This window comes from Amycolatopsis sp. NPDC054798 (assembly GCF_053611505.1).
Genome location: NZ_JBSHAM010000016.1, coordinates 15443 through 27489 on the forward strand (window position 1 = coordinate 15443; position 12047 = coordinate 27489).

Annotated in this window: 13 protein-coding genes; 4 read left to right on the top strand and 9 right to left on the bottom strand. The window is 67.5% G+C overall.

The features are described 5' to 3' along the window. Positions 1–25: 25 nt before the first annotated feature. Together ACWGIC_RS13060 and ACWGIC_RS13065 are read right to left on the bottom strand one after the other, a co-directional pair. Entirely contained in the window at positions 26–181 is a 156-nt protein-coding gene (locus ACWGIC_RS13060) for a hypothetical protein (protein WP_452076113.1), read from the bottom strand. Between the two features lie 97 nt (positions 182–278). Further along, positions 279–1448, bottom strand: a complete 1170-nt coding sequence (locus ACWGIC_RS13065; protein WP_452076114.1) for a winged helix DNA-binding domain-containing protein — start codon at positions 1446–1448, stop codon at positions 279–281. A gap of 105 nt (positions 1449–1553) precedes the next feature. On the opposite strand from ACWGIC_RS13065, the gene ACWGIC_RS13070 reads away from it, so the two are divergent. Next, positions 1554–2000 carry a VOC family protein gene (locus ACWGIC_RS13070; RefSeq protein WP_452076115.1) on the top strand — a complete coding sequence of 149 codons (447 nt, stop codon included), beginning with the start codon at positions 1554–1556 and terminating at the stop codon, positions 1998–2000. 46 nt (positions 2001–2046) lie between these two features. On the opposite strand, the gene ACWGIC_RS13075 is transcribed toward ACWGIC_RS13070, so the two are convergent. Beyond that, positions 2047–3477, bottom strand: coding sequence for an FAD-binding oxidoreductase (locus tag ACWGIC_RS13075; RefSeq protein ID WP_452076116.1), 1431 nt, complete (start codon positions 3475–3477; stop codon positions 2047–2049). 202 nt (positions 3478–3679) lie between these two features. Between ACWGIC_RS13075 and ACWGIC_RS13080 the strand changes: the two genes are divergently transcribed. Further along, on the top strand, positions 3680–5026 hold the full coding sequence (locus ACWGIC_RS13080) for an MFS transporter (RefSeq protein ID WP_452076117.1): 1347 nt from the start codon (positions 3680–3682) through the stop codon (positions 5024–5026). Further along, positions 5023–6609 carry a N,N-dimethylformamidase beta subunit family domain-containing protein gene (locus tag ACWGIC_RS13085; RefSeq protein ID WP_452076118.1) on the top strand — a complete coding sequence of 529 codons (1587 nt, stop codon included), beginning with the start codon at positions 5023–5025 and terminating at the stop codon, positions 6607–6609. The genes ACWGIC_RS13080 and ACWGIC_RS13085 overlap by 4 nt, the downstream gene beginning before the upstream one ends. Here the strand turns inward: ACWGIC_RS13085 and ACWGIC_RS13090 are convergent. Genes ACWGIC_RS13090 through ACWGIC_RS13105 form a run of 4 tightly spaced genes read right to left on the bottom strand, consistent with a single transcriptional unit; the run spans position 6593 to position 10212 of the window. After that, on the bottom strand, positions 6593–7705 hold the full coding sequence (locus tag ACWGIC_RS13090; RefSeq protein WP_452076119.1) for a mandelate racemase/muconate lactonizing enzyme family protein: 1113 nt from the start codon (positions 7703–7705) through the stop codon (positions 6593–6595). The two genes, ACWGIC_RS13085 and ACWGIC_RS13090, sit on opposite strands and share 17 nt — an antisense overlap. Further along, positions 7702–8604, bottom strand: a complete 903-nt coding sequence (locus ACWGIC_RS13095) for a dihydrodipicolinate synthase family protein (RefSeq protein WP_452076120.1) — start codon at positions 8602–8604, stop codon at positions 7702–7704. The genes ACWGIC_RS13090 and ACWGIC_RS13095 overlap by 4 nt, the downstream gene beginning before the upstream one ends. Continuing rightward, positions 8601–9479 carry an amidohydrolase family protein gene (locus ACWGIC_RS13100; RefSeq protein WP_452076121.1) on the bottom strand — a complete coding sequence of 293 codons (879 nt, stop codon included), beginning with the start codon at positions 9477–9479 and terminating at the stop codon, positions 8601–8603. Before ACWGIC_RS13100 ends, ACWGIC_RS13095 begins: the two co-directional genes overlap by 4 nt. A gap of 4 nt (positions 9480–9483) precedes the next feature. Next, positions 9484–10212 (bottom strand): creatininase family protein, encoded by a 729-nt coding sequence (locus ACWGIC_RS13105; protein WP_452076122.1) that lies wholly within the window; start codon positions 10210–10212, stop codon positions 9484–9486. Positions 10213–10413: 201 nt separating this feature from the next. On the opposite strand from ACWGIC_RS13105, the gene ACWGIC_RS13110 reads away from it, so the two are divergent. Beyond that, positions 10414–10686: a hypothetical protein gene (locus tag ACWGIC_RS13110; RefSeq protein ID WP_452076123.1), complete on the top strand. Its 273-nt coding sequence runs from the start codon at positions 10414–10416 to the stop codon at positions 10684–10686. A 58-nt stretch (positions 10687–10744) separates the two neighbouring features. Here ACWGIC_RS13110 and ACWGIC_RS13115 read toward each other — a convergent pair whose 3' ends face one another. Further along, positions 10745–11521, bottom strand: a complete 777-nt coding sequence (locus ACWGIC_RS13115) for an IclR family transcriptional regulator (protein ID WP_452076124.1) — start codon at positions 11519–11521, stop codon at positions 10745–10747. 55 nt (positions 11522–11576) lie between these two features. Continuing rightward, positions 11577–12020 carry a MarR family winged helix-turn-helix transcriptional regulator gene (locus tag ACWGIC_RS13120; RefSeq protein WP_452076125.1) on the bottom strand — a complete coding sequence of 148 codons (444 nt, stop codon included), beginning with the start codon at positions 12018–12020 and terminating at the stop codon, positions 11577–11579. Positions 12021–12047 lie beyond the last annotated feature (27 nt).

Below are 12047 nucleotides of genomic sequence, written 5' to 3' on the forward strand. Positions count from 1 at the left end.
ACCGCGCTGTGCGGTCTGGGGAGGCTTACCGGGCCGAACGGCTGGCCTGGCCGCGGACGATCGGTGGCACGTACCCAGTCGCGACCACTTCGCCGTCGAACCAGGCGGTGAGTTTCGCTGCCTCCTCGTCCAGTGCTGCGGTGGCAGCGCGGGGCAGTGGCTCGATCGGGACGACTTCCACGTTTCCGTCCGGGTGCCGACGATCCGTTCGTTCCACCACTCGGTCGGCCGGTCACTGCCCCACTCTCCCCAGACCGAGCTGTGCGGTCTGGGGAGGCTTACCGGGCCGAACGGCTGGCCCGGCCGCGGACGATCGGTGGCACGTATCCAGTCGCGACCACTTCGCCGTCGAACCAGGCGGTGAGTTTCGCTGCCTCCTCGTTCAGCGCTGCGGTGGCGGCGTGGGGCAGTGGCTCGATCGGGACGACTTCCACGTTTCCGTCCGGTTGTTGTGTCCAGGTGCCGACGATGCGTCCGTTCCACCATGCGGTCGGACCGGCGTTGCCCGCGCCGTCGAAGAGGTGCGGTCCGTGGTCGCCGAGGTAGAAGTCGCGGCGGCGCCAGCCCATCGTCGTCGGGTCGAGGGTCGGGAGGAGCGCCGCCCAGTCTCCGTCCAGGCGGACCGGGTCCTCGTCGGCGGGATGCAGCCACGCCGGGGTTCCGTCCTCCAGCAGGGCGGGCGTCGCGCCGACGTCGTCCAGCGCCCGGCGGACCGCGGTTTTCGTCGCGCCGAGCCACCACACCAGGTCGTCCTCGGTCCCCGGCCCGAACGACCACAGCCACCGTCGCACCAGCTCCCGGTAGCCGTCCCGTTCGTCCAGGACGCCCGGATCTTCGCCGAGCCACTGTTCCACAGCCGTCCACACTGGACGCGACACCTGCCACCGGCCGGCGTTGTCCCCGCGGACCACCGAACCGCTCGACGCGAGCACGGAAAGCACCCGGGAGCCGGCCGGGGCGAGCACGGCAGGCCGTCCCTCGGCGGCGATCCGCGTGCTCAGTTCGGGGACGCGGGCGCGTAGCTGCGCGGTGGTCCCGGGTTCTTCGCGGATCGCCGCGAGCGCCTCGGAACACCGCTGGGCGACCCACACCGGGCCGTCGTCGATTCCGGCGAGTTCGGCGTCTTTGGCGAGCCGCGCGGTCAGTTGTTTCGTGACCCGGGCTGACGCGCTTCCCCTTGCCGCACCGAGAAGATCGACCGGGAACGCGAAGACTGTGCGGCGCATCGCCAACTGCCGCACCACAGTCCGCTGGCCGAACAATGCGTCCGAAATGGACTCCCGATCGGCACGGGACCGGGCGTACGCGGACAGGTAGATGCTGCTGGCTTCGGTGGCGTGCAAGCACGTGACCGCGCGGACGGCGGCCTCCACTCCGGACGCGACGGTCGCCAAGGCGTGCCGCAGCCCGATCCGGTCCCGTCGCTCGTCGTCGGTCACCTTTCGCATGGTTTCGATCATGCCCGAAGTAGCGGCCACTGCCTGACCGCTACTGCTGCGAGTCTCGCTTCCGGCGCCGGAACGGGTCCGGCCGGAAAACTAGGAGTCGAAATCATGGCAGTGCACGCCGTCGCCCATCTGAACTTCCGGGGCGAGGCCAGGGAGGCGCTTGAGTTCTACCGGTCGGTGTTCGGCGGGGAAGCCAGGATCGCCACCTACGGCGACTTCGGCATGCCGGAGGACGCGCCCGACGCGGGCAAGGTCGTCTTCGGCCAGGTCGTCGGCGAGAACGGGTTCCGGGTGATGGCCTACGACGTTCCCGGGAACCCCACGGCCGCACCGGTCGGCGAGACCAGCCGCGAGAACGGCCTGACCCTCACCACGGAGAAGTTCTTCCTGTCCGTCAGCGGCGATTCCGTCGACGAGGTCGGCGAGTTCTGGAAGAAGCTGTCCGAGGGCGCGAAGGTCGTCGAGGAGTTCGGGCCGTCGCAGTGGGCCCCGGCGTTCGGGATGCTGCGGGACCGCTTCGGCGTCACCTGGGTCTTGGACGTCGCCGCTTAGCCCGCCGGTCTGCGGCCGGAGTCCTGCGCCGGCCGCAGACCGGCTTTCACACCGGACGCGGCGAGAGACCCTGCTCGAACGCGAGCACCCCACTCGGGTCGTACTTCGCCGCTACTGCCCGGAGTGTCCCGAGGTTCACCCCGTAGTACGCGGTGGCCCAGTCCTTCTGGTCGTCGTTGATGTAGTTGACGTACGCGCCGCCGGTGGCGAATTTCGCCAGCCGTGCCTGGACGTCGCTGACTTCCCGCTTCGCGGTCTCCCGGTCGACGCCCGGGTCGGCGGTGAGGTAGACCTGCACGTCGCCGAACACGCCGCGATGGGCGAAGGCGGTGTCCGCCGGGCGGACGTCGGAGACCGCGCCGTCGAGCGGGTTCACTTCCAGCGCGATCTTGGTCTCGCCGGTGACGAGGGCGGTCAGCTGTGCCGGGTCCGCTTTCCGGGACAGGACCCGGGAAGCCGCCATGAATCGGCGGCGCTGCGTGCTTCCGGACCAGAAATCCATCGCGCCCCGGCAGTCGGTTTCCTGGAAGCCGCTGACGGTGCCCTTGACCCCGGCCCGGCGTTCCAGATCGGCGATGAGTTCGCGGGCCTGCTGTTCGCCGCCGAGGAGGCAGCCGGGGACGCCCGCGGCCGGGTTCGGGCCGCCGAGCACCGAGATGTTCGACCAGAATTCCCTTGGCGCGGCGGTGACCCAGTCCTGCCAGGCACCGTAGACGTCGGTGGCCGATCCTTCGGGGAAGTTCACCACGAACACCGTGACGCGCGGCGGCGCGGGCACGGTGCGGAAGGTGAATTCCGTGGTGATCCCGAAATTGCCGCCGCCCCCGCCGGTGAGCGCCCAGCCGAGATCCGAACCCGGGTCGACCGAATGCACCCGAAGATCGCGTGGGGTCACCACTTTCGCACCGGCGAGGTGGTCGCAGGTGAGTCCGTATTTCCGCATCATGACGCCGATTCCGCCGCCGAGCGCGAGCCCGGCGATGCCGACCGAACCGCACGTGCCTCCGGGCAGTGCGCGGCCTTCGGCGGCGAGCGCGTGATAAACGTCGATCAGCCGGGTGCCGGCACCGACGACCGCGGTGCCGTTCCGGCAGACCTCGACGCGGTTCATCAGCTTGAGGTCCGCGACCAATCCGTCGCCGGGAGTGGAATACGCGACGTAACTGTGCCCGCCGCTGCGGGCCGCGAACTTGATCGTGTTTTCCCCGGCGAAATCCAGGCATTTACGGACGTCGTCGGCATCGGCGCAGCGAGCGATCGCCGGTGGATAACGATCGTCGTAGAGCAGGTTGAAGGGCGGCCGGATTTCCGTGTAACCGGCGTCATTCGGCCGCAGCAGCGCACCGCGCAGCCGACGGCGCAACGCGGCCCAGTCCGGTTCCTTTCCGGCGGCGTAGGCGACGGCAGGAGTTCCGACCGCGGCCGCGCCCGCCGCGACCGCGGACAACTGCAAAAGACGACGACGGCTCAACGTCATGGACGACCCCTCCACGGCTCAGCGGCCAGCGGCAGAAACCCGTCGGCCCGCCCCGAGATTCCCCTTGTCCGACGCCGCCAGCATAGACTAATCTTTCCGAAATAGAAGACGTATCTACGGTATCTCGAAAATGCGGGATTCGGGGGCTTCCGGGTCGAGGCTGGCCTTGATCCGCCATCGGATGAGGCGAGGTGCGGGCGTCATGGGCACAGAAAGTTCCGGCTCGGCCGGTCCGGACGGCTCGGTCCCGGCGCGCCCGGCACGCCGGTCCGCGGTGCTGGCTTCCAGTATCGGCACGTTGCTCGAGTACTACGACTATTACCTGTTCGGCCTAGCTGCCGCCGTGGTGTTCCCGGCGGTGTTCTTCCCGTCCGCGGATCCGCTCACCGGACAGCTGTCGTCGTTCGCCACCTTCGCCGTCGGATTCGTGCTGCGGCCGGTCGGCGGCATCGTGATCGGCCACATCGCGGACCGGTTCGGCCGCAAGAAGGCGCTGGTTCTCACCATCGTGCTGATGGGCATCGCCACGATTCTCATCGGCGCGCTGCCCGGATACCGCCAGATCGGCGTCGCGGCCCCGATCCTGCTGGTGATCCTGCGGCTGCTGCAGGGCTTTTCGACCGGCGGCGAAATGGGCGGCGCGATCTCGCTCGCCGTCGAGCACGCCCCGCCGCGCAAACGCGGTCTCTACGGCGCCCTGCTTCTTTCCGGGGCCGGGGTCGCGCTGCTCATTTCGTCCGGGCTGATGGCGTTGTTCGCGACGCTTCCCGACCGGGATTTCCTGGCCTGGGGCTGGCGGATCCCCTTCCTGCTGAGCTTCGTCCTGCTGATCGCGGGCTTGATCATCCGGATGCGAGTAGGGGAAACGCCGGAGTTCGAACGCGCCCGCAAGAAGGACGCCGGTGGGCGCATTCCGCTTTTCGCCGTTTTGCGCCGTCCCCGCAATGTGATCTACGGCGTTTTGTTCGGTTTCGCCAACAGCATCGGCGGCTACGTCATCACCACGTATGGCGCTTCGTATGTCAAAAAGGATCTCGGCATGCCGGCGTCCGTGGCGCTCACCGCGACAATGGTCGCCGCCGGAGCACAGATCATTCTCGCGCCCACCTGGGGCGCGTTGTCCGACCGGATCGGCCGGAAGCCGGTGTTCCTCGGTGGCTGTGCCGGGCTCGCCGTGGTGATCTTCCCGGTGTTCTGGTTGTTCGAGACGAAGAACCCGATCCTCGTGGCGGTCGCGATGGTGCTGGGCTTCTCGGTGTTCGTGATGGCGATGTCCGCGCTGTCCCAGACGATCCTGTCCGAATTGTTCGACACCCGCTCGCGGGTCACCGGCGTCAACCTGGGATATCAGCTCACCGCGGTGTTCGGCGGCGGGTTCGCGCCGTACCTCAGCGCGTGGCTGGTCGGCGCGACCGGTGCGGTGTGGGGTGTCGGCATCTACGTGATCGCCGGCTGCGTGCTCAGCGCGATCGCGATGCTGCTGCTGCCCGAACGGGCCGGAAAGCCGTTGCCGGAACCGGCTGACGAGCCGAAAGCCGCGACCGTATGACCCTGCTGGGATACGTCAGCGACGAACGCTATCTCGCTCTGTCCGACGTGACCGTCGAGATCAGCGACCACCAGTCGCACTGGACCGCCCGCTCCACCGCGACCGGCGCGCTCCACGCCGACGTTCCGCCCGGCGACTACCGCGTCACGCTCGCCAAGGACGGCTACGGCGCCAAGCACGTCGACGTCTTCCTCGGGCCTGGACTGCCATATCAGTTCCGGCTGCTGTCCGACCAGATGTTCGGCTACGTCTGGCCGAAATGGGCCCGAAGCGGCGACGAGGGCGAGTTCCGGATCCACAGTCCCGAGCCGTACCGGCTGAGCCTGTGGCGTCACGGCGCGACGGCCGAAGAGACCGCGCTGATCGGCTGGTTCGACGAACACGCGCCGCGAGCCACCGTGCAGGTGACCCCCGATGGCGACTACACGCAAACCGGCGTGCGGTTCAACGAAAAGGGCTACGCGGACCCGTCGCACCGCCAGTACGTCACGGCTCCGGACCGCAGCGGTCTGTACTATTTCCACGCCGAAGGCGAATCCGGAGCCCAATTCTCGTTCCCGTGGGTGGTCGCGCCCCGCCAGCCGACCGCGCCGATCGCCGTCGTCGCCTCCACGAACACCTGGAACGCCTACAACAATTTCGGCGGCCGCAGCAACTACATCAACGCCTCCGGACTGCCGTCAGCACCAGTTTTGGTGCCCCGTCTGGAGATGCCGCGTTACCTTGAATCAAGCTTCAGCGAACATACGCTGCCGGACGATGCGTACCCGCCGCTGTCCTTCGAACGCCCGGAACCGCTGAACCAGCTCAGCGTGGACGCCCAGCCGGAGGATCCGATCCGCGGCAGGCAGCCGTGCCATCTGGCGGCTGCGGAATGGCGGCTGCTCAGCTGGCTGGAACGCCACGGTTACGACTACGACCTGTACTCGGACGCACATCTGCACGACGGCACCCTTCCGCCGGACAGCTACCGCGTGCTGGTCCTGAGCACGCATCCGGAGTACTGGTCGCGCGAGATGTACTCCGCCGTCTATTCCTGGGTGCACGACCGCGGCGGAAAGCTGGCCAACTTCGGCGGCAATGTCGCGGACTGCGAGGTGGCCTTCTCCTCGGACGCACTGCGCTTCCGCACCCAGGCCGTCGATCCCGCTGGCGCGTATGAAAGCCGGATGCACCGCACGTTCCGGCCGACCTCGGAGCTGTTCGGCGTGGTATTCACCAGTGCGGGCGCGATGACCGGCGCTCCGTACGAGGTGATCGACCCCAGCCATTGGGCGTTCCGAGGCACCGGCCTGGACAAGGGAGACCTGTTCGGCGTTCGAAGCCTGCACGAACGGTGCCCTGGTGGCGCTTCCGGCCACGAAACCGATAAGACCGGACCGTACAGTCCACAAGGGACTCGTGTGCTCGCGCGCGGCCTGAATCCCGGCGACGGGGGCGGCGAGATCGCTTGCTACGCCACGGCCAGCGGCGGCGAGGTGTTCTCGGTCGGCTCGATCGCCTGGTCGTCAGCAGTGCTCGTGGACGACGGGGTATCCGCCGTGACGGCCAACGTGCTCGACCGGTTCAGCGGACGCTCGTGAACCCGGCAGCGATGTCGGCGGCCACCTCGACGCCGAGGCCAGGTGCGTCGCCGAGCCGGACTTTTTGCCCGTCGCTGTTCAACGGAGTCTTGAGGATGTCACGCTCGTAGTAGTGCGCGCCGATGATGTCGGAGGGAATCCTGGCTGACAGCCCAGGTGCCGCACACGCCGCGTGGAGCTGCGCCGCCGCGCCGATGCCCAGCTCGCCATTGGATCCGAGCACGACATCCAGCCCGAACGCGTTGGCAAGGTGTGCCATCGACACCACCCGCCCGGGCCCGCCCGCTTTGCCGATGTACAGACTGACCACGTCCGCCGCGCCGGTGCGGAGGACCGCGACGAGATCGTCCGTGCCGAACACGCTTTCATCAGCCACAATGGACAGTCCACGCCCGCGCAGCGCCCGCATTCCGGCTAGATCTCCAGCTGCCACTGGCTGCTCAAGAAACGCCGGATCTTGGTCGCGCATCAACTCGATCGCTCGAGCAGCGTCCGCAGGCCGATAGCCGCCGTTCGCGTCCAACCCGAGGAACGTTCCCGCCCCGATCAGCGCGCGGGCCTCGGCAAGACGACGCGCGTCCTCTTCGGGTTCGAAGCCGATTTTTAGCTTATAGCTGCGAAAACCAGCCTCGAATGCGGCTTGGTAGACATCGCTGAGTCGTTGCCCGCTGCCGCTGAGCGAGCATTTCACCGGTACCTCGGTCCTTAATGGACCGCCGAGCGCCACCGCGAGCGGGACCCCGAGCGTGCGTGCGTACGCGTCCCACAACGCCGTCGAGATCCCCGCTTTGGTGAACGGCGCACCGGCCGCCGCTTCGTCCATGCGCCGCTCAAGACCGGCGACCGGGACGAGCGGCTGACCGAGAATCGCCGGAGCGAGCGCCCGCCGGATCAAATACTCCGCCGTGCCAGCGTCCTCGCCGCTCCACTGCAGCGTCGCACTGACCTCGCCCACCCCGGTCGTACCGTCCGAAGTGGTCACCCGGACCAGCAGGAAGTCGGAACGGTCGTGCGTCCCGCGAGCCCCGGCCACGACCAGTTCCGGCCGGACGACCGGACTGATCGCGGTGACCTCGATGTCCTCGACCGCGGTCACAGGAAATCTCGGAACTCGTCGAGAAACCGGTCGATCATCCGGATCTCCTCGGTGTCCAGCCGATGCGCGGGCGCGCGGCAGTACGAGCTGGCGAACAGCCCGCGGCGCACCGAAATCAGCTTCTCCGCCGCGATGATCCGTTCGGTGTCGAGCATCCAGTAGGAGATGTAGGGCAGCAGCCTGCGGTGCAGTTCGTCCCCGCCGGCTTCGTCCCCGTTCTCGAAACGCCGCCAGATCTCCACGTAGATTTCGGTGAACGAACATCCCGGCTGCGTCCCGACCGCCCCGCGCCGGATCGCGTCCGGCAACTGAACTCCCGCGTACCCCTCGACCGCCGGGATCGGCGGAACCCCCGCGGCCAGCTCGGCGATGAACGGACCCGGCGGACTGGACTCGACCTTGACCAGCTGCAGATTGGCATGTTTGGCCGCGATCTCGCGAAGCACGTCCGCGTCGAGGCTGGTGCCGGTCTCCGCGGGCGCGTACTGCAGCACCACCGGCGTCGGGGCCACCGCGTCCAGCACCTCCCGGATATGCGCGATCAACGCCCGCCGGGAGGGTCGCAGATAATGCGGTGGGAGAAGATTGATCAGATCCGCTCCCGCGGCGACCACCTCGGCAGCCCGCCGCACGGCGATCCGGGTCGCGTGATCCTGAACCGCGACAATGGCCAGCACATCCGCCCGAGGCGCGGTCTCCGCCAGCAGCACCTCGGTGAGGAGGTGCCTTTCCCGTTCCTCCAGCTTGTAGAACTCCGAGGCGAAGCCGGGGAACATCACACTGCCGACCCCGGTCCCGAGCACATGCCGGACCACGCGCCGAAAACCGGAAACATCGATTTCGCCGTCGTCGGCAAAGGGCACTTCGAGAACGGGCGACACTCCGCGGATCGGCGTCATCGAGTTCCTCTCTCCAGCCCAAGCGCAGCGACCGCATCCGCGTGGATGATCCCCTCGACCAGTTCGGAGGAGATCTTCGGGAACGCCGTGCCCGCGACAATGTCATTGACCCGCCGGATCCCTGCGATCGCCTCCGCCGTGGTGGCGATCGGAAAGTCCGACCCGAGCAACAGCTTGTGCGGCACGCCCCACTCCTGCGCCGCGAGCAGTGATTCGTAACAGACCCACGGCCGGAGGTAGATCGACGAAACGTCGGCATAGACGTGGGGATGCTTGCGGATGGTCACCACCGTCTCGCGCCCCCACGGATGTCCCATATGTGCCATGACGATCCGGAGTTCCGGGAACTGCAACGCGATCTCGTCCGTGACGAGCGGATACGTGTAACGCAACGGTGCCTGCCGAATCGGTGAAGCGCCCTGATGGAACAAGATCGGCAACCCGTGCCGCTCGCAATAGCTGTAAAAGTCCAACGCCGGTTGAGCCAGCGGGTCGAAGTTCTGATAGTTCGGCCCGAGCTTTACCCCGGCCAGCCCCATCTCCCGGCACCGATCAGCCTCTTCGAACACGCTAGGCACGGTCGGATTCACCGACATGAACCCGATCCGCCGCTCCGGGTCGGCCGCCGCGAACGCCGCGGTCGCGGTATTGGTGTCCTCCGCCCGATACGGCAGCCCCGTCGCTTCCTCGGGATTGTCGACCGCGATGTTGAACACAATGGACAGATCGGCCGCCTCCGTTGCCTGGTCGTAGTCGGCCCAGGAATTCGTGGTGACCACCGGCCGGTCCGTGCGCCATCCCTCGTAAACGCGCCGCTCGTCCTCCGGCACCGCGGCTTGGTGCGTCGGAGTGTGAGTGTGCACGTCCACGATCATGGCTTCACAACACCTTCGCCAGTGCGGCGAACCGGTCGGCCAGCCCCGCGGTGATCGTCTCGAACCACCTGTTGCCTCGGCTCTCCGTGGCTGACTCAGGCTGGTCGGTATACCCGTCGATCTCCCGCCAGATCTGTCCGGAATGGATGTCCATATCGGACACTTTCGCGGTCTGCTTCGGCTTCTCCCGAGCCGTCGGCTTGCGAACCAGCTCGCCGCGGACCGCCAGCATCATCGAGGTCTCGAACTCGCCCGCGTGCCCAGGCACGATGTCCTCCGGCTCGAGGACGCGCCAGTAGTCGATATGCGCCACCGCAAGCCCGTGCCGGGTCGAGGCAGCTCCGGCGAACGCGTGGCAGACGCCCACGTTGCCGCCGTGCCCATTGACCACGACGACCCGCTGCCCGCCCTGCACGGCGATCGACCGGGCCAGGTCGTCGAGCAGCTGCAACAAAGTCTGTGCGGAAAGGGAAAGTGTGCCGTTGAAGGGAAGGTGATGATCGGAAGCCCCGTACGGAATCGGCGGCGCGAGCAGCAACGTCCGTTCGGCCCGCGGTGCGGCCAGCTCGGCCGCGCGCTCACAGGCGGCGGCCGCGAGAAAAGCGTCCGTGCCGGTAGGCAGATGCGGCCCGTGCTGCTCGGTCGCGCCGATGGGCAGCAGGACCAGCGCCTCGGAAAGCACCCCGCGCACCGCGGCACGGTCGGCCTCCGCCCAGCGCACCAGTGCGCCCACGACGTCTCCCCGATACTCCGGTTGGCCTATCTTCCGGTATTTCGTAGAAGTCTTCCTGATTCAGGAAGATAGTCGATCCGGGGAGGAGGCGCAATGGCGTTGGCGAGGGGCGCGGGAGGGAGTCTGCCGCAGGTCGAGGCGCGGCCGGGCGGTGGAGGATGAAGGCAGGAGGCGGTGATGGCAGACCGAGAATTGTACAAAATGAAAGAGGTCGACTTCTATGAATATGATGAAGATGCCCGACGGTTGCTCAGGCAAGGCGTCAGTCTTGAGGAGTTGATAGCCGAACTGCGCAGGATGGGCTGCCCTAAGGTCGGTTGCATGGATGTCGTGTCGAGGATCGCCGAAATTCAGCTCGGTGAGGCTAAGCTGCTCGTTCATAACTCGTCGGCCTGGGCTGATGCGAAGTACCCCGACGAACGCTTCCAGCGGCGAACAGAAAAATCTGCGCGAAACTTGGGCGACAAAGAATAACGATTTCAGCTGGCAGAGCGCGGGCGGACGTTGCCCGGTGGGCTAAACCCGGCAAGGCTTACGACGCAAACCCCAACCGCCGCGAAACCTCCTGCCCGACCTGAACCACGCCCCGCGCCGCGGCCTTCCGTTTTTCCCCGACCAACTGCCGGGCAAACCCCGTCACCCCTACCGCCCCCGCGACCGCGCCCTCGGCGTCGAAGAACGGCGCGGCGAGGCAAGCGATCTCAGGCTGCTCCTCCTCGCTCTCGATCGCGTATCCATCCGCCCGGACCTTCGCCAGCAACGCGAGAAACCTGGTCGCATCGGGAGCAACAGCATTCGGCCCCACGCCCCGCGAAAGGCGGGACAGCAACGGCTCCAGTTCCGCCTCCGGAAGATGCGCGGCAATAGCCCGCCCCAGCGCGGTCAGGTCGAAAGGCGCGACCTTCCCGCGGTAAGTATCGAACTGGACAAAACCAGGCGTAGAAGCCTTGGCGACATAGACTACCGAAGCGTCCTCAAGGATTCCGACGTGCGCGGGCATTCCGAGGCTTTCCGCGAGCCGCCGCAGGTCGGCTTGGACCAGGGACGGCAGGTCGACTTTGCGGACCAGTTCGATGGCCAGGCCGTAGAGGCGCAGGGTCGGCCGCCAGAAGTGGCTTCGGCCGACTACCCGGCGCACGGCGTATCCCCGCTGCTCCAGCGTGTAGGCGATGGACGCGCAGGTGGCGAGCGGTACCCCGGCGGCCTTCGCGAGCGCGGTCAGCGTCAGCGGTTCTTCGGCCCGTACGAGTGCCTCGAGAACGGTCAACGTCCGGTCCGCGGCCGGCGACGCTGCTTTGCCGTCGCTCATCCGGCATCAACCTTTCGGATACCTGTAGTCATCTTCGGAACACGGTAGCGTCCGGTCACTGACCTGGCTCGATGCGCTCGATGGTCTGCTCCGTCCAGGACCGGATGGCGGCGGTCTGCGCGGGGGTCAGCGTCTCCAGGAAGTGGCGGCGGATATTGGCGCCGTGGACCACCAGGGCCTCCTGAATGACCGAACGGCCGTGCGCGGTGAGGCTGATTCCGGTGCGCCGGCCGCTGGGGCCGCTGCGGGTGGGGGTGACCAGGTCGCGGGCCTCCATCCTGGTCAGCTGGTGCGAGACGCGGCTCTTCTCCCAGCCGAGGGCGTCGACGAGGTCGGCGACGCGCGCTTCGCGGCCGGGCGTTCGCCAAAGGGTGACCAGGACGCTGAACTCGGTCTTCGAGATGCCGCAGGACCGCTGCAGTCCGCGGTCCAGTTCGCGGGTGAGCAGGCGTTGTGCGCGGACCCAGGCGTTCCACAGCTCCCAGTCGTCGGGCGTCATGGCACGGGAGCGTACCTGGGGAGTTGA

Coding starts and splice junctions, on each gene's coding strand:
- ACWGIC_RS13120 (WP_452076125.1), bottom strand. CDS start 12,020: ATGACGCCCGACGACTGGGAGCTGTGGAACGCCTGGGTCCGCGCACAA.
- ACWGIC_RS13070 (WP_452076115.1), top strand. CDS start 1,554: ATGGCAGTGCACGCCGTCGCCCATCTGAACTTCCGGGGCGAGGCCAGG.
- ACWGIC_RS13085 (WP_452076118.1), top strand. CDS start 5,023: ATGACCCTGCTGGGATACGTCAGCGACGAACGCTATCTCGCTCTGTCC.
- ACWGIC_RS13075 (WP_452076116.1), bottom strand. CDS start 3,477: ATGACGTTGAGCCGTCGTCGTCTTTTGCAGTTGTCCGCGGTCGCGGCG.
- ACWGIC_RS13110 (WP_452076123.1), top strand. CDS start 10,414: ATGAAAGAGGTCGACTTCTATGAATATGATGAAGATGCCCGACGGTTG.
- ACWGIC_RS13065 (WP_452076114.1), bottom strand. CDS start 1,448: ATGCGAAAGGTGACCGACGACGAGCGACGGGACCGGATCGGGCTGCGG.
- ACWGIC_RS13080 (WP_452076117.1), top strand. CDS start 3,680: ATGGGCACAGAAAGTTCCGGCTCGGCCGGTCCGGACGGCTCGGTCCCG.
- ACWGIC_RS13115 (WP_452076124.1), bottom strand. CDS start 11,521: ATGAGCGACGGCAAAGCAGCGTCGCCGGCCGCGGACCGGACGTTGACC.
- ACWGIC_RS13100 (WP_452076121.1), bottom strand. CDS start 9,479: ATGATCGTGGACGTGCACACTCACACTCCGACGCACCAAGCCGCGGTG.
- ACWGIC_RS13095 (WP_452076120.1), bottom strand. CDS start 8,604: ATGACGCCGATCCGCGGAGTGTCGCCCGTTCTCGAAGTGCCCTTTGCC.